15 protein-coding genes are annotated in these 14,463 nt (G+C 75.2%); 8 read left to right on the top strand and 7 right to left on the bottom strand.

Annotation, left to right across the window (positions count from 1 at the left end; translation table 11 throughout):
* Positions 1-147: 147 nt before the first annotated feature.
* Genes pcaDC through ABEB16_RS11700 form a run of 3 tightly spaced genes read left to right on the top strand, consistent with a single transcriptional unit; the run spans position 148 to position 2,826 of the window.
* Complete coding sequence (gene pcaDC, locus ABEB16_RS11710) at positions 148-1,389, top strand: bifunctional 3-oxoadipate enol-lactonase/4-carboxymuconolactone decarboxylase PcaDC (protein WP_345712428.1); 1,242 nt, start codon at positions 148-150, stop codon at positions 1,387-1,389.
* Positions 1,389-2,159: a CoA transferase subunit A gene (locus tag ABEB16_RS11705; protein ID WP_345712427.1), complete on the top strand. Its 771-nt coding sequence runs from the start codon at positions 1,389-1,391 to the stop codon at positions 2,157-2,159. The genes pcaDC and ABEB16_RS11705 overlap by 1 nt, the downstream gene beginning before the upstream one ends.
* Position 2,160: 1 nt before the next feature.
* Entirely contained in the window at positions 2,161-2,826 is a 666-nt protein-coding gene (locus tag ABEB16_RS11700; protein WP_345712426.1) for a 3-oxoacid CoA-transferase subunit B, read from the top strand.
* Positions 2,827-2,915: 89 nt separating this feature from the next.
* Here ABEB16_RS11700 and ABEB16_RS11695 read toward each other — a convergent pair whose 3' ends face one another.
* The 3 genes from ABEB16_RS11695 to ABEB16_RS11685 all read right to left on the bottom strand — a co-directional run bounded on the left by ABEB16_RS11695 (position 2,916) and on the right by ABEB16_RS11685 (position 6,260).
* Positions 2,916-3,665, bottom strand: a complete 750-nt coding sequence (locus ABEB16_RS11695) for an LGFP repeat-containing protein (protein WP_345712425.1) — start codon at positions 3,663-3,665, stop codon at positions 2,916-2,918.
* 212 nt (positions 3,666-3,877) lie between these two features.
* Positions 3,878-5,608, bottom strand: a complete 1,731-nt coding sequence (locus tag ABEB16_RS11690; RefSeq protein ID WP_345712424.1) for an MDR family MFS transporter — start codon at positions 5,606-5,608, stop codon at positions 3,878-3,880.
* A gap of 16 nt (positions 5,609-5,624) precedes the next feature.
* Complete coding sequence (locus ABEB16_RS11685; RefSeq protein ID WP_345712423.1) at positions 5,625-6,260, bottom strand: TetR/AcrR family transcriptional regulator; 636 nt, start codon at positions 6,258-6,260, stop codon at positions 5,625-5,627.
* A 214-nt stretch (positions 6,261-6,474) separates the two neighbouring features.
* On the opposite strand from ABEB16_RS11685, the gene ABEB16_RS11680 reads away from it, so the two are divergent.
* From ABEB16_RS11680 to chrA, 3 genes are all read left to right on the top strand, one after another.
* Positions 6,475-6,924 carry a Chromate resistance protein ChrB gene (locus tag ABEB16_RS11680; protein ID WP_345712430.1) on the top strand — a complete coding sequence of 150 codons (450 nt, stop codon included), beginning with the start codon at positions 6,475-6,477 and terminating at the stop codon, positions 6,922-6,924.
* The gene (locus tag ABEB16_RS11675; RefSeq protein WP_345712422.1) at positions 6,921-7,352 is read left to right on the top strand and encodes a chromate resistance protein ChrB domain-containing protein; all 432 of its coding nucleotides are present in this window, start codon (positions 6,921-6,923) and stop codon (positions 7,350-7,352) included. The genes ABEB16_RS11680 and ABEB16_RS11675 overlap by 4 nt, the downstream gene beginning before the upstream one ends.
* A 76-nt stretch (positions 7,353-7,428) precedes the next feature.
* Positions 7,429-8,838, top strand: coding sequence for a chromate efflux transporter (chrA, locus tag ABEB16_RS11670; protein WP_345712421.1), 1,410 nt, complete (start codon positions 7,429-7,431; stop codon positions 8,836-8,838).
* Between the two features lie 58 nt (positions 8,839-8,896).
* Here the strand turns inward: chrA and ychF are convergent, their stop codons facing one another.
* The 3 genes from ychF to ABEB16_RS11655 are packed head-to-tail and all read right to left on the bottom strand — an operon-like array spanning position 8,897 to position 11,207.
* The gene (gene ychF / locus ABEB16_RS11665; RefSeq protein WP_345712420.1) at positions 8,897-9,982 is read right to left on the bottom strand and encodes a redox-regulated ATPase YchF; all 1,086 of its coding nucleotides are present in this window, start codon (positions 9,980-9,982) and stop codon (positions 8,897-8,899) included.
* Positions 9,983-10,032: 50 nt separating this feature from the next.
* Positions 10,033-10,557 carry a hypothetical protein gene (locus tag ABEB16_RS11660; RefSeq protein WP_345712419.1) on the bottom strand — a complete coding sequence of 175 codons (525 nt, stop codon included), beginning with the start codon at positions 10,555-10,557 and terminating at the stop codon, positions 10,033-10,035.
* Positions 10,554-11,207 (bottom strand): CDP-alcohol phosphatidyltransferase family protein, encoded by a 654-nt coding sequence (locus ABEB16_RS11655; protein WP_345712418.1) that lies wholly within the window; start codon positions 11,205-11,207, stop codon positions 10,554-10,556. The genes ABEB16_RS11660 and ABEB16_RS11655 overlap by 4 nt, the downstream gene beginning before the upstream one ends.
* A gap of 140 nt (positions 11,208-11,347) precedes the next feature.
* On the opposite strand from ABEB16_RS11655, the gene ABEB16_RS11650 reads away from it, so the two are divergent.
* On the top strand, positions 11,348-12,508 hold the full coding sequence (locus ABEB16_RS11650; protein WP_345712417.1) for a DNA recombination protein RmuC: 1,161 nt from the start codon (positions 11,348-11,350) through the stop codon (positions 12,506-12,508).
* On the opposite strand, the gene ABEB16_RS11645 is transcribed toward ABEB16_RS11650, so the two are convergent.
* Positions 12,495-13,547, bottom strand: a complete 1,053-nt coding sequence (locus ABEB16_RS11645; RefSeq protein WP_425560171.1) for a 4-hydroxy-3-methylbut-2-enyl diphosphate reductase — start codon at positions 13,545-13,547, stop codon at positions 12,495-12,497. The genes ABEB16_RS11650 and ABEB16_RS11645 overlap by 14 nt on opposite strands.
* Positions 13,548-13,553: 6 nt before the next feature.
* Between ABEB16_RS11645 and xseA the strand changes: the two genes are divergently transcribed.
* Positions 13,554-14,463, top strand: a 910-nt coding sequence (gene xseA / locus ABEB16_RS11640) for an exodeoxyribonuclease VII large subunit (RefSeq protein WP_345712416.1), incomplete at its 3' end; no start/stop codon positions are given.

Raw genomic sequence — 14,463 nt, 5'->3', positions numbered from 1 at the left:
GCGCGCCGCCGGGCTGGAGCCGGGAGCGACGGGCACCGGCGCCGCCGCGGAGCAGGTGCGGCGGATCACGCAGGCCGGGCGGGCGCGCCGCGCGGCGCGCCCGGGCGACACGACCGACACGACCGACACGACCGCGGGGAGAGACGCGTGAGGCCGCTGCACCACCAGCTCGACGGGCCGCTGCCGGCACCGGAGGGCGTCCCCACCCTGCTGCTGCTGGGGTCGCTGGGCTCGTCCCTGCGGTCGTGGACGCCGCAGGTGGCGGCGCTGGCCGCCCGGTTCCGGGTGCTGCGCCTGGACCTGCCCGGCCACGGCGCCTCCCCCGCCGCCGCGGGCCCGTACGCGCTCGACGACCTCGTCGACGCCGTCGCCGCGACGCTGGACGACCTCGGGACGGGCCCGGTGCACGCGGTGGGCGTCTCCCTCGGCGGCATGGTGGCGCTGCGGCTGGCGGCGCGGGAGCCGCAGCGGGTGCGCAGCCTCGCGCTGTTCTGCACCTCGGCCCTGCTGGGGCCCGCGGAGGGCTGGCTGGAGCGGGCGCGCACCGTGCGGGCGGAGGGTACCGCGGCGGTCGCGGAGGCCGTGGTGGGTCGCTGGCTCACCCCGGGTTTCGCGGCCCGCCACCCGGCCCTCGTCGCGGACCTGCGCGCGATGGTGGCCGCCGTGGACGACGAGGGCTACGCCGGCTGCTGCGAGGCGATCGCCGGGATGGACCTGCGCGCGGACCTGCCGCGGATCGGCGTGCCGGTGCTGGCCGTCGCGGGCGCGGACGACCCGGCCACGCCCCCGGAGCACCTGCGCGCCATCGCCGACGCGGTGCCCGACGGGCGGCTGGAGGTGGTCCCCGGTGCGGCGCACGTGCTGCCGCTGGAGCACCCCGCGCGCGCCGCGGAGCTCGTCACCGCCCACGTGCTCGCGGTCGAGGGAGGCGGCGGCGACCCCACGACCGACCTGACGACCGACCTGACGACCGACGGCGGCCGGCACGCCGCGGGGATGCGCACGCGCCGGCAGGTCCTGGGCGACGCCCACGTGGACCGCGCGGTGGCCGGCACCACGGAGTTCACCGCGGGCTTCCAGGACTTCATCACCCGTTACGCGTGGGGGGACGTGTGGCAGCGCCCGGGCCTGGACCGGCGGGCGCGCAGCACGGTGACGCTGGCGGTGCTCACGACGCTGGGGCAGGAGCACGAGCTGCAGATGCACGTGCGCGCCGCGCTGCGCAACGGCCTGACGACGGCCGAGATCGGCGAGATCCTGCAGCACTGCGCCATCTACGCCGGGGTGCCGGCGGCCAACCGCGCCTTCGCGCTGGCGCAGCGGGTGTTGGATGAGCTCGCCCGGCACGACGAGTCCGGCGCCGCGGGCGCCGGGGACGAGGAGCGGTGATGGACAAGGTGGTGGCCTCCGCGGCGGAGGCGGTGGCCGACATCGGTTCGGGCGCGAGCCTGGCGGTCGGCGGTTTCGGCCTCTCGGGGATCCCCACGGTGCTCCTGGAGGCGCTGCTGGAGACGGGTGCGGACGACCTGACGGTGGTGTCCAACAACTGCGGCACGGACGGCCACGGCCTGGGGCTGCTGCTGGCGGCGCACCGGATCCGGCGGGTGGTGGCCTCCTACGTGGGGGAGAACAAGGAGTTCGCCCGCCAGTACCTGGCCGGGGAGCTGCACGTGGAGCTGACCCCGCAGGGCACGCTGGCGGAGAAGCTGCGCGCCGGCGGCGCCGGGATCGGGGCGTTCTACACCCCCACCGGGGTGGGCACGCAGGTCGCCGACGGCGGTCTGCCCTGGCGCTACGCCCCCGACGGCTCCGTCGCGCTGGCCTCCGAGCCCAAGGAGGTCCGGGTGATCGGCGGGCGGCAGATGGTGCTGGAGGAGTCCATCACCACCGATTTCGCGCTGGTGCGCGCGGCGGTGGCCGACCGGGCGGGCAACGCCGTGTTCCACGCCGCGGCCCGCAACTTCAACCCGCCGGCGGCGACGGCGGGGCGCACCACCGTCCTGGAGGCCGAGCGGGTCGTGGAGGTCGGCGAGCTCGACCCGGACGCGGTCCACCTGCCGGGCATCTTCGTGCAGCGCGTCGTGGCGCTCACGCCGGAGCAGGCCGCGGACAAGGGCATCGAGAAGCGCACGGTCCGCACCCGCGGGGAGGAGAGCTGACATGGGCTGGAGCCGGGAGCAGATCGCGGCGCGGGCGGCGCAGGAGATCGGGGAGGGCCAGTACGTCAACCTCGGCATCGGCCTGCCCACCCTGATCCCCAACCACATCCCCGAAGGGCGCTCGGTGGTCCTGCACGCCGAGAACGGCATCCTGGGCGTGGGCCCCTACCCCTACGACGAGGACGTGGATCCGGACCTCATCAACGCCGGCAAGGAAACCGTCACCACCCTGGCCGGGGCCTCCTTCTTCGACTCCGCCACCAGCTTCGGCATGATCCGCGGCGGGCACATCGACGTCGCCGTGCTGGGCGCCATGCAGGTCTCGGTCACCGGGGACCTGGCCAACTGGATGGTCCCCGGGGCGATGGTCAAGGGCATGGGCGGGGCGATGGACCTGGTCCACGGTGCCCGCCGGGTCATCGTCACGATGGAACACACCACCCGCACCGGCGAACCCAAGCTGCTCACCTCCTGCACCCTGCCCCTGACCGGCAAGGGCGTGGTGACCCGCATCATCACCGACCTGGCGGTCCTGGACGTCACCACCGACCCCACCGCCGCCGTGAGCGCGGGCGAGGCCGCCTTCGGCCTCGTGGAACTGGCCCCCGGCGTCGACTACGACGACGTCGCCAAGGCCACCGGCGCACCCCTCACCGACAGCCGCTGACCCCGGGTGCACGCGACGGGACGGGGTCCCGCACCGATCGGTGCGGGACCCCGTCCCGTCGCGGGTGCGGCTCGCCGGGGCGGGCGGGCTCAGCCGAACAGGATGTAGGCGTCCTGGAAGTCCTGGCGCCAGCCCGTGCGGGTGCGGTACTCCTCACCCAGGGGGAAGCCGTTGCCGTCGAGGCCGTCGAAGTGGTCGTAGACCTCCTTGATGCCGCCGACCACGGCGTGCGCCCCGGTGGCCGGGCTCCAGTACACGTCGCCGCCCTGGAACGTCTGCACCGCACCGCCGTAGACCGCTTGCTCCCCCGACGTCGGGAAGCCGAGCCTGCCGGTCTCCCAGCGGTCCTGGGCGTACCGGTCCATGATCGCCCCCCGGACGGGGTGGGCGCCGGTGGCCGGGCTCCAGTACACGACGGCGCCCTGGAAGCGCTGGATCACGCCGCCGCGCACGGGGATCTCGTCGCTGACCGGGTACCCGAGCCAGCCGAGGTTGTAGTTCTCGTGGCGGTACTCGTCGAGGATCTCGCCCTTGACGACGTGGGCGCCGGTGGCCGGCGTCCAGTAGACCTCGCCGCCCTGGAAGCTCTGCCGGAAGCCGTAGCCGCGCTCGGGTCCGCTCTCCTCGCTGAAGGGCCGGCCGAGGAAGCCCTGCTCCGCGCCGAGACCCACGTAGCAGCGCAGGATCTCCCCGCGCACGACGTAGCCGCCGTAGCTGCGCGAGCCGTCGGCGTTCTGCACGAACGCGGTGGGGGCGGCCTGCACGGGCGCGGCGGTGGCGGTGAGGGCTGCTGCGGCGACGGCGACGGCCACCGCTCGGTGCTTCCAGGACGTGCGCACGACACTCCAGTCCGGTCGGGGGGTTTCGGTGACCGACGGTGCCAGCCGGCGGCGGCACCGGTCCCGCGGAGTTCCCCCGGGCGACCCGTTCGGCGCAGGGACGTCACCGCGATGTCGTATCCGCGGCATCCGCGCTGCGCCGGGCGGGTGGCGCAGCACCAGGGCCCCGCACCGCCTGCGGCGGTGCGGGGCCCGTGGTGGCTCGCGGGTGGTCAGCCGCCCCGGACGTCCCGCGCCGGCTCGTCGCGCCGCCGCTGGGCCGGCGGCCGCAGGGGCGAGGCGGTGGCCCCGTCCGCCTCCTGCGGCGCTTCCCCGGCAACCGCTGCGGCAGCCGCCGGTGCGGGTACCGCCCCCCGGCCGGCGATCCCCTCGTCGTAGACGGCCTCGCCGCGCTCGACCATGCCCGCCACGTCGGACAGCGGGATCTCCTTGAGCAGCAGCGCCAGGACGAGGGCGACGGCGAAGGCGGGCAGCAGGTAGCCGAACACCGGGGAGAGGGAGTCGGCGTAGGCGTCGACGATCGCGGTGCGCAGCGGCTCCCCGGCCGCCTTGACGGCGGCGGGCACGAGGCTGTCCGGGGAGGTGATGCCGGCGGCCACGGCCTGCTGGGCGTTGGCGGTGAGCGCGGTGGTGAGGTTGTCGGCGAGGTTGTTGGTGAAGATCGTGCCGAAGACGGCGACGCCGACGGTGGCGCCGACCTCGCGGAAGTAGTTGTTCGTCGAGGTGGCCGTGCCCAGGTCGCGGGCGGCCACGGCGTTCTGCGCCACCAGCACGACGATCTGCATGATGAGGCCGAGCCCGAGGCCCATGACGAACAGCATGGCGCCGACCGTCCACAGCGAGGTGGATCCCGACAGCGTCGTCATCCAGGCCATCGCGGCGGCGATGACGACGACACCGGCGAGGGGGAACACCTTGTACCGGCCGGTGCGCGTGGTCGCGATGCCGGAACCGATCGCGGTGGTGAACAGGCCGACCATCATCGGCAGCATGAGCAGCCCGGAGCCGGCCGCGGAGGTTCCCGAGGCCATCTGCAGGAACGTCGGCACGAACGCCACCGCGGAGAACATGCCGAGGCCGACGGCCGCACCGAGGGCGGTGGCGAGCACGAATTCGCGGTTGCGGAAGAGGCCGAGCGGGATGATCGGCTCGGCCGCGCGCCGCTCGACGAGCACGAAGGCGACGGCGGAGACGAGCAGGGCCGCGAGCAGCGCGAGGGTCTCCGGGGCCGTCCACCCGCGGCTGCCGCCGAAGTCGGTGAAGAAGACGAGGGAGGTCGTCACCGCGGAGAGGGTCACGACGCCGGCGTGGTCCAGGCGTGCGGTGTTCCGCTTGCGCGGCAGGCTCAGGGCGAACCAGCCGATGAGCAGGGCCGCGACGCCGACGGGCACGTTGATCCAGAAGCACCAGCGCCAGCCGAGGTCGGCGTGGTCGGTGAAGAACCCGCCCACCAGCGGGCCGGCCACGGCGGACAGGCCGAACACCGCGCCCAGCGGGCCCATGTACTTGCCGCGCTCCTTGGCGGGCACGACGTCGGCGATGATCGCCTGGGCGAGGATCATCATGCCGCCGCCGCCCAGGCCCTGGACGCCGCGCCAGACGACGAACTGCGTGAAGTCCTGCGCCAGCGCGGCACCGACGCTGGCCCCGGTGAACAGGGCCAGGGCGACGAGGAACAGGGTGCGCCGGCCGAAGAGGTCGCCGAACTTGCCGTAGATCGGCATGACGAGGGTGCTGGCCAGCAGGTAGGCGGTGGTCACCCACGCCATGTGGGAGATGCCGCCGAGGTCGCCGACGATGGTCGGCATCGCAGTGGAGATGATCGTCTGGTCGAGGCTGGAGACGAGCATGCCCGCGATGAGGGCGGCGAAGATGAGGTTGATGCGCCGGCGGGTGAGGACGATCGGCGCTGCCGCCGGGGAGGCGGCTGGCTGGACGGACACGGTTCTCCTCGCGGTCTCAGGAGCGGGTGGGGGCCGGGGCGAGGGCGCCGAGGAACGCCTCGCGGGTGGCGTCGAGGACGTCCTGCAGCGACGGCGGCACCGCGTCGGCGCCGGAGGTGCGGGAGGCGTCGAACCAGTCGCGGCAGGCGCGGTGGACGAGGGCGAAGGCGACGGCGGCGACCGCGTGGCAGGACGTCTCGGGTGCGGGTAGGCCGCGCCGCTCGGCGACGAGCGCGGCGAGCTCGTCCTGGTGGGCGTTGAGCCGGAAGATCTGCAGAGCGAGCAGCCGGGGTTCGCGCTGTGACAGCAGCATCACCTGGGCGAGGGCCTCGCGGTCCTCCCCCGCCAGCACGGCCGCGGGGTCCAGCAGCGCGATGACGTCGGCGAGCAGGTCGCCGCCGGGTCCGCCGGCGAGGAACGCCGCGCGCGCCTCGGGGGTGCCGAGGGGCGGCGGGTCGCCGAGGACCGCGTGCTCCTTGGACTCGAAGTAGTTGAAGAAGGTGCGCACCGAGACCTCGGCCTCGGCGCACACCCGCTCCACCGTGACGGCGTCGAGCCCGTCGCGCAGGGCGAGGGCGCGCGCGGCGGCGTTCAGCCGGCGGCGGGTTGCCGCCTTCTTGGCCTCGCGGAGGCCGGGGGACGATCCTTGCACGTCATGCAGTATTGCACGATGTGCAAGTTTGCGCGACGTGCACTCACGCGGACGGGACCGCCGGATCGCTCATCGGATCGTTCGCCGCGAAGCCCGCGCCGGTGGTGCGCGCGGCCGGATCTCGACAGCACGAGCGCAACCGTGGTTGCATGTAACCGTGGTTGTCGATGCCGGTGCCGACCGGCCGGGTGAGTGGGTGCTGCTGAGCTACCGCATGCCCCGCGAACCCTCCACGCCGCGCATCGCGGTGTGGCGGCGGCTGAAGCGGTGCGGGGTGGTCCAGCTCGGCGACGGGCTGGTCGCGCTGCCCGCCGACGCCCGCACCCGCGAGCAGCTGGAGTGGGTCGCCGAGGAGGTCACCGAGGCCGCCGGCACCGCCGGGGTGTGGCTGGCCCGCCCGGCCAGCGCCGCGCAGGAACGCGCGCTGGCGCAGGAGATGTCCGACGCCCGCGCCGCGGAGTACACCGCCCTCACCGAGGCCGCCGGTGCCGCGCTGGCCCTCGGCCCGGGTGAGCGCCTGCGCGCCCTGCGGCGGCTGCGCGCGCAGTGGCGGGAGCTCACCCGCCGGGACTTCTTCCCGCCCGCCGAGCGCGACACCGCGGCCGCAGCCCTGCGCGAGCTGGCCGACGCCGCACAGCGAGCCGGGCAGGAGGTGGCGCCGTGAGGTGGGCCACCCGCGCCGGCGTGCACATCGACCGCGCCGCCTGCGCGTGGCTCGTGCGCCGCTTCGTCGACCCGCAGGCGGAGTTCGTCTTCGTCGCCGACCCCGCCGAGGTGCCCGCCGACGCCACTCCGTTCGACATGCGCGGCGCGGACCTGGGCCACCACGGCGGCGACTGCAGCTTCGAGACGATCCTGCGCCGCTACGACCTCACCGACCCGGTGCTGTGGCGCATCGCCGAGATCGTGCACGAGGCCGACCTCGACGACGGGCGCTTCGACGCCCCCGAGGCGCCGGGCCTGGACACCGTCCTGCGCGGGCTGTCCCTCACCGGTGACGACGAGGCGACCCTGGCCGTCTCCGGCCCGGTCTTCGACGGCCTGTACGAGTTCTACCGCCGCGCCCTGCTGCTGGGCCGCGAGCCCGCCTGACCCGACCACCGCACCACGCCACCCCGTCCCACCGCGCCACCCGCGCCCCGTCCCACCGCAGAGGGAGTACCCCGCGATGACCCCCGACGACACCGTCCGGGCCACCTCCGCGCCCGTCGCCGCCGCACCCGGTGGCGCCACCCGCGACCTGGTGCCCTTCCGCGAGGCGGTGCGCACCTGGTTCGGCATCTCCCTGCAGACCTTCGGCGGCCCCGCCGGCCAGATCGCCGTCATGCAGCGCACCCTCGTCGACGAGAAGCGCTGGATCGGGCAGCAGCGGTTCCTGCACGCCCTCAACTACTGCATGCTGCTGCCCGGCCCCGAGGCCCAGCAGCTGGCGATCTACACCGGCTGGCTGCTCAACGGCACCCGCGGCGGGCTCGTGGCCGGGACGCTGTTCGTGCTGCCCGGCGTCGTCGCGCTGCTGGCGCTGTCCGTGCTCTACGCCGCCGCCGGGGACACCGCCGTGGTGAGCGCCCTCTTCGCGGGCCTGGCCCCGGCCGTGCTGGCCATCGTGGTGCAGGCGGTGCTGCGGGTGGGCAAGCGGGCGCTGGCCCACCGCGCCCTGCTCGCCCTGGCCGTCGGGGCCTTCGTCGCGCTGGCCGCCTTCTCCGCGCCGTTCCCGCTCGTGGTGGCCGCGGCCGCCGCGATCGGCTGGGCGCTGGGCCGCTGGGCCCCGCACGTCCTCGCCGGGACCGGCGGCGGCCACGGCAAGGCCGCGGACGGGCCCGCACCGATCATCTCCGACGACGTCCTGCACACCGAGCGGCCCTCCGCCGCCCGCGCGGTCAAGGTCCTGGCCATCGGCCTGGCGCTGTGGGCCACCCCCGTCCTGGCGGTGGCGCTGTGGACGGGGCGCGACAGCGTCTTCACCCAGCAGGGGCTGTTCTTCTCCGGCACCGCGCTCGTCACCTTCGGCGGCGCCTACGCCGTCCTCGCCTACGTCGCCCAGCAGGCGGTGGAGCGCTACGCCTGGCTCGCACCCGGGGAGATGGTCCGCGGCCTGGCGCTGGCCGAGACCACGCCGGGCCCGCTCATCATGGTCGTGCAGTTCGTGGCGTTCCTCGGCGCCTACCGCAACCCCGGCGACCTGGACCCGTGGGCCGCCGCCGTGCTGGCCTCGCTGCTGACGACCTGGGTGACGTTCGTGCCCTGCTTCGTGTTCATCTTCCTCGGCGCCCCGTACGTGGAACGACTGCGCAGCAACCGGTCCCTGTCCGCGGCGCTGACCGGCATCACCGCCGCCGTCGTCGGCGTCATCGCCAACCTCGCCGTCTACTTCGCGCTGCACACCCTCTTCACCGGCACCACCACCCTCGACGCCGGCGTCCTGCACCTGGAGCTGCCGGTCCTGTCCTCGCTGCGCTGGGTGTCCCTGGCCATCGCCGCCGCGGCCGCGGTGATGATCTTCAGGCTGCGGTGGTCGGTGCTGCGCACCCTCGGGGCGTGCGCCCTGCTCGGCCTGCTCGCCCTGCCCCTGGGCTGACGCCGCGGACGGGGTGGTGCACCGCCGCGACTGGGCCGGTCGCGGCGGTGCGCCCGCCTCAGACGTTGAAGCGGAACTCCACCACGTCGCCGTCGGCCATGACGTAGTCCTTGCCCTCGATGCGCACCTTGCCGCGCGCCTTGGCCTCGGCCATCGAGCCGGCCTCCACCAGGTCGTCGAAGCTGACGACCTCGGCCTTGATGAACCCCCGCTGGAAGTCGGTGTGGATGACCCCGGCCGCCTGCGGCGCGGTCCAGCCGCGGTGGATCGTCCAGGCGCGCGTCTCCTTCGGGCCGGCCGTCAGGTAGGTCTGCAGCCCCAGGGTGTCGAACCCGACCCTGGCGAGCTGGTCGAGGCCGGACTCGCTCTGCCCGACGCTGGCCAGCAGCTCGGCGGCCTCCTCCGCGTCCAGCTCGACGAGCTCGGACTCCAGCTTCGCGTCGAGGAACACCGCCTGAGCGGGCGCGACGATCGCGGCCAGCTCGGCCCTGCGCGCCTCGTCGGCCAGCACGGCCTCGTCGACGTTGAAGACGTAGATGAACGGCTTGGTGGTGAGCAGGCCGAGCTCCTTGAGGTGCTCCACCTCGACACCGTCGGCGGCCGTCGCCGAGTGCAGGGTGCGACCGGAGTCCAGCACCGCCTGCGCCGCCTTGGCGGCGGTGAGCACCGCGGCGTCGGTCTTCCTGCCCTTGACCTCCTTCTCCAGCCGCGGCACCGCCCGCTCCAGCGTCTGCATGTCCGCCAGGACGAGCTCGGTGTGGATCGTGGAGATGTCGTCACCCGGGTCCACCGCACCGGCGACGTGCACGACGTCGGGGTCGGCGAAGGCGCGCGTCACCTGGCAGATGGCGTCCGCCTCGCGGATGTTGGCGAGGAACTTGTTGCCCAGGCCCTCCCCCTCGCTGGCGCCCTTGACGATGCCCGCGATGTCGACGAAGGACACCGTGGCGGGCAGGATCCGCTCGCTGCCGAACAGCTCCGCGAGCACCGCCAGGCGGGGGTCCGGCAGCGGCACCACGCCGACGTTGGGCTCGATGGTCGCGAACGGGTAGTTCGCGGCGAGCGCGTCGTTCTCGGTCAGCGCGTTGAAGAGCGTCGACTTTCCGACGTTGGGGAGTCCGACGATGCCGATGGTGAGGGCCACGGGTTCAGGAGCCTACCGCCCGGTCCGGCCCGCCGCGTCCGGCCGCCCGCTCAGCGCAGCACCGCCCCCGCGGGCAGGACGAGGGCCAGGAAGCGCGCCGCCCGGCCCGCGAAGCAGCACACCGTGAAGACGGTCAGGGAGGTCCGGCGCGCACCGGCGGCGATGCTCACCACCGCCAGCGGTGGCACCCCCACCGCGGCGCTGCACAGCACCACCGGCGCGGCCCACGCGCGCTGGTCCAGCAGCTGCAGCAACCGGGCGCTGGTGTGCTCCAGCCAGCGCCACCACCGGCCCCGCGCCCGCTCGGCGCCGGCCCGTCGCCGCCTCCCGGGCCCCCGCTCGCGGCGGCGGTGCAGCACGCCCGCCACGCGCAGCGCCCCGTGCCGGGTGGCGAGGAAGAGGGCGACCTTGCCCGCGGTCTGCCCACCGGCCAGGCCGAGCGCGCAGGCGGTGGCGACCGACGAGGCGGCGGCGGCCACCGCGTACGCCTCGGCGTTGACGACGGGGACGACCGCGGAGAGCGCGCCGTAGGCGACCGACAGCGCGACCGCCGCCACCGGTCCCGTCGGGATCACCCGCGCGCCACCCCCGCGGGGCCGGGAGCCGCGGGGGCCGCCACCTGCGCGGCGCGCTCAGCGACGAGGCGCAGCATCCGCCGCGACGAGACGCCCTTGACGACGAGCAGCAGCACGGCGACCGCCGTGGCCACCCAGAACGAGCCGGCCAGCACCGCCAGGACCACGCCGGCGGTGTTGAGCGCCTTCGCGGGCGGCGACCAGTTGAGCAGGTAGAGCCGGCGGTCGACGCGGTGGAAGTCGTTGGGGCCCAGCAGCGGCCAGTGCAGGAAGCCCAGCGTGAGCAGGCAGTCCACCACCATGAACTGCACGAGGAACAGGCCCACCGGCAGCGCCATCTGCGGGTTCCAGGACAGGAACACCACCGCCAGCAGGCTCGTGCAGGCCCGGTCGGAGACGATGTCGAAGACCGCGCCGCGCCGGGTCTCCTGGCCCAGCCGGCGCGCGCACCAGCCGTCGAGGACGTCACCGGCCCAGTAGGCGGCGTAGGCGGCCACCAGCAGTTCCTGGGAGCCGCGCGCGGAGGCGGCGCAGCCCAAGGCGACGGCGAGGGCCGTCCGCACCGCCGTCACGAGGTTGGCCACCGTGCGGGTCGGCTCGGCCGCGGGCAGCCGCGCCGGGGGCTGCCGGTCTGCGCTGAGCGTCGTCATGGTCCCCCTCGTCGAGCCGTCGGCCCCGAGTCAAGCACGGCCGTCGCGCAGGGCAGATCCATCCCGGGGATGACAGGCGCGCCGTGTCGGCGCCGGTGTCGCCGCCCCGCGGTGTCAGGAGGTGCTGGCACAGTGCCGCCGTGCCCGCCACCGCCTCCCCCGCCGCGCTGCTGACCGCCCTGTTCGTGGTGCTGCTGCTGGGCGCGCTGCTGTGCTGGCTGGCCGTGCGGGCCCGCACCGCCCCGTCCGCGGCCGCCCCGACGGCCGAGCGCGACGTGCTGCGCCGGCGGGTCGCCGACCTCGAGGCCGGCGCGGGCCGGCAGCGGGAGCTGGAGGCGGTGCTGTCGCCGGTGGCGGCGACCCTGGGCCGCGTCGAGGAGCAGGTGCGGGTGCTGGAGCGCGACCGCGTCGAGCAGTACGGCCGGCTGGCGGAGCAGCTGACCGCCGTGCGGGAGGGCTCGGAGGCGCTGCGCGCCGAGACCGCGCAGCTGGCCGGCGCGCTGCGCTCCCCCAGCGCCCGGGGGGCGTGGGGCGAGGTGCAGCTGCGCCGCGTCGTGGAGCACGCCGGGATGCTGGAGCGCGTCGACTTCAGCGAGCAGAGCACGGGCACCAACCGCGACGGGCGGGTGGTGCGCCCCGACCTGGTCGTCCACCTGCCCGGCGGCAAGCAGGTCGTCGTGGACGCCAAGGCCCCGCTGGCGGCGTTCCTGGAGGCGAGCGAGGCGGACGGGGAGCGGCGGCGCGGCCGGCGGGCGGCGCACGCGCGGGCCCTGCGCGCCCACGTGGACTCCCTGGCCGCCAAGGAGTACTGGACGGCGTGCGAGCTGTCGCCGGAGTTCGTCGTGTGCTTCGTCCCGGGCGAGGCGTTCCTGGCCGCCGCCTGCGAGGCCGACCCGGCGCTGCTGGAGCACGCGATGGGCCGGCGCGTGGTGCTGGCGACGCCGACCACGCTGCTCGCGCTGCTGCGGACGGTGGCGCTCACCTGGCAGCAGGAGGCGGTGGCCGGCAGCGCCCGGGAGCTGTTCGACGTCGGCCGCGAGCTCTACGACCGGCTCGGCACCCTCGGCGGGCACACCGCGGCGCTGGGGCGCACGCTGCACCGGGCGGTGGAGGACTACAACCGGCTGGTGGGCACCCTGGAGCGGCGGGTGCTCGTCTCCGCCCGCCGCATCCGCGACCTCGACGTGGCCGACGCCGACCTGCCCGCCCCGGAGCCGCTGGAGGACGCGGTGCGCCCGCTGGCGGCCCCGGAGCTGCTGGAGGACGCCGGCGAGGGGGAAGCGCGCCTCAGACGGGCGTGACGGGGAGCCGGCGGCGCTGCTTGATGTCGCGGCGCAGCTCCTTGGGCAGGGAGAACATCAGGTCCTCCTGCGCGGTGGTGACCTCCTGCAGGTCCCCGTAGCCGCGCGCGGCGAGCCACTCGAGGACCTCCTGCACGAGCACCTCCGGCACCGAGGCGCCCGAGGTCACCCCCACGGTGCGCACCCCGGCCAGCCACGCCTCGTCGATCTCGGAGGCGTCGTCGATGCGGTGCGCGGCGTCGGCGCCGGCCTCCCGCGCGACCTCGACCAGGCGCACGGAGTTGGAGGAGTTCGCCGAGCCCACGACGAGGACGAGCTCCGTCTCCGGGGCGATCTTCTTCACCGCCACCTGCCGGTTCTGCGTGGCGTAGCAGATGTCGTCGCTCGGCGGGTCCTGCAGGGCGGGGAAGCGCTCGCGCAGCCGGCGCACCGTCTCCATCGTCTCGTCGACGCTGAGGGTGGTCTGCGACAGCCACACCACCCGCTCCGGGTCGCGCACCTGCACCGCGTCCACCGCGTCGGGGCCGTCGACGAGCTGGATGTGCTCCGGGGCCTCCCCCGCGGTGCCCTCGACCTCCTCGTGACCGGCGTGGCCGATGAGCAGGATGTCGTAGTCGTCGGCGGCGAAGCGGATCGCCTCCTTGTGCACCTTCGTCACCAGCGGGCACGTGGCGTCGACCGTCTTCAGCGAGCGCTGCGCGGCCTGGGCGTGCACCGCCGGGGACACCCCGTGCGCGGAGAACACGACCGTCTGCCCCTCCGGCACCTCGTCGGCCTCGCCGACGAAGATCGCGCCGCGGCGCTGCAAGGTCTGCACGACGTGCTTGTTGTGCACGATCTCCTTGCGCACGTACACCGGCGCCCCGTAGAGCTCCAGCGCCTGCTCCACCGCCACCACGGCGCGGTCCACGCCGGCGCAGTAACCGCGGGGGGCGGCCAGCAGCACGCGGCCGCCGGGCAGGTCCGGCGCACCGGGGGCGGCGGCCCGGGCGGCCTCGGCCCGGGCGGTGGCGGCGAGCGGCGTGCTGGAGGTGGTCACCCCCCCATGGTAGGTCGGGCCGGGCGCCCGGCCCCCTCGTCGCGGCGGGCCGTCACACCCTCCTCCTACGATCTCCCGGTGACGTCCGAGGCCCCCGCACCCCGGCTGCCCGAGCGGGCGCTGGACACCACCGCCGAGCGGCCCTGGCCGCTGCGGCTGCTCGCCAGCAAGATCGACGCCTACGTGGCGCGGATGTCGCCGGTGTGGGTGGAGGGGCAGGTCGTGCAGATCTCCGACCGCCCCGGCGCGGGCATGGTCTTCCTCACCCTGCGCGACGCGGACGTCGACATGTCGATGTCGGTGACCGCGGGCCGCCGCGTCATGGCCGCCCTGCGGGAGCAGCTGCCGGACGGGCTGCGCGACGGCGCCCGCGTCGTCGTGCACGCCCGGCCCGTCTTCTACGCCAAGCGCGGCAGCCTCAGCCTGTCGGCCGCCGAGATCCGCCCGGTGGGCGTCGGGGAACTGCTGGCCCAGCTGGAGCGGCTGAAGCGGCTGCTGGCCGCCGAGGGGCTCTTCGCGGCAGAGCGCAAGCAGCGCCTGCCGTTCCTGCCCCGCACCGTGGGCCTGGTGTGCGGGCGGGCCAGCGCCGCCGAGCGGGACGTGGTGGAGAACGCCCGGCTGCGCTGGCCCGGCGTGCGCTTCGAGATCCGCGAGGTCGCGGTGCAGGGCCCGGCCGCGGTGTCGGAGGTGACGGCGGCGCTGCGCGAGCTGGACGCCGCCGCGGGCGTCGACGTCATCGTCATCGCCCGCGGCGGCGGCAGCGTGGAGGACCTGCTGCCCTTCAGCAACGAGACCCTCGTGCGGGCGGTGGCGGCCGCCGCCACGCCCGTCGTCAGCGCCATCGGGCACGAGGTGGACACCCCGCTGCTCGACCTCGTCGCCGACGTGCGGGCCTCCACCCCCACCGACGCCGCCC

The sequence above is a fragment of the Kineococcus glutinatus genome, from assembly GCF_039542765.1.
GTDB lineage: Bacteria > Actinomycetota > Actinomycetes > Actinomycetales > Kineococcaceae > Kineococcus_A > Kineococcus_A glutinatus.
Note: the sequence above shows the minus strand (reverse complement) of the source record. Positions and strands in the feature narration are given on the sequence as shown.

What these genes read in the sequence shown, in the direction of transcription:
- ABEB16_RS11655 (WP_345712418.1), bottom strand. Translation starts at nt 11,207, where the DNA reads ATGACGACGCTCAGCGCAGACCGGCAGCCCCCGGCGCGGCTGCCCGCG.
- ABEB16_RS11680 (WP_345712430.1), top strand. Translation starts at nt 6,475, where the DNA reads ATGCCCCGCGAACCCTCCACGCCGCGCATCGCGGTGTGGCGGCGGCTG.
- chrA (WP_345712421.1), top strand. Translation starts at nt 7,429, where the DNA reads ATGACCCCCGACGACACCGTCCGGGCCACCTCCGCGCCCGTCGCCGCC.
- ABEB16_RS11700 (WP_345712426.1), top strand. Translation starts at nt 2,161, where the DNA reads ATGGGCTGGAGCCGGGAGCAGATCGCGGCGCGGGCGGCGCAGGAGATC.
- ABEB16_RS11705 (WP_345712427.1), top strand. Translation starts at nt 1,389, where the DNA reads ATGGACAAGGTGGTGGCCTCCGCGGCGGAGGCGGTGGCCGACATCGGT.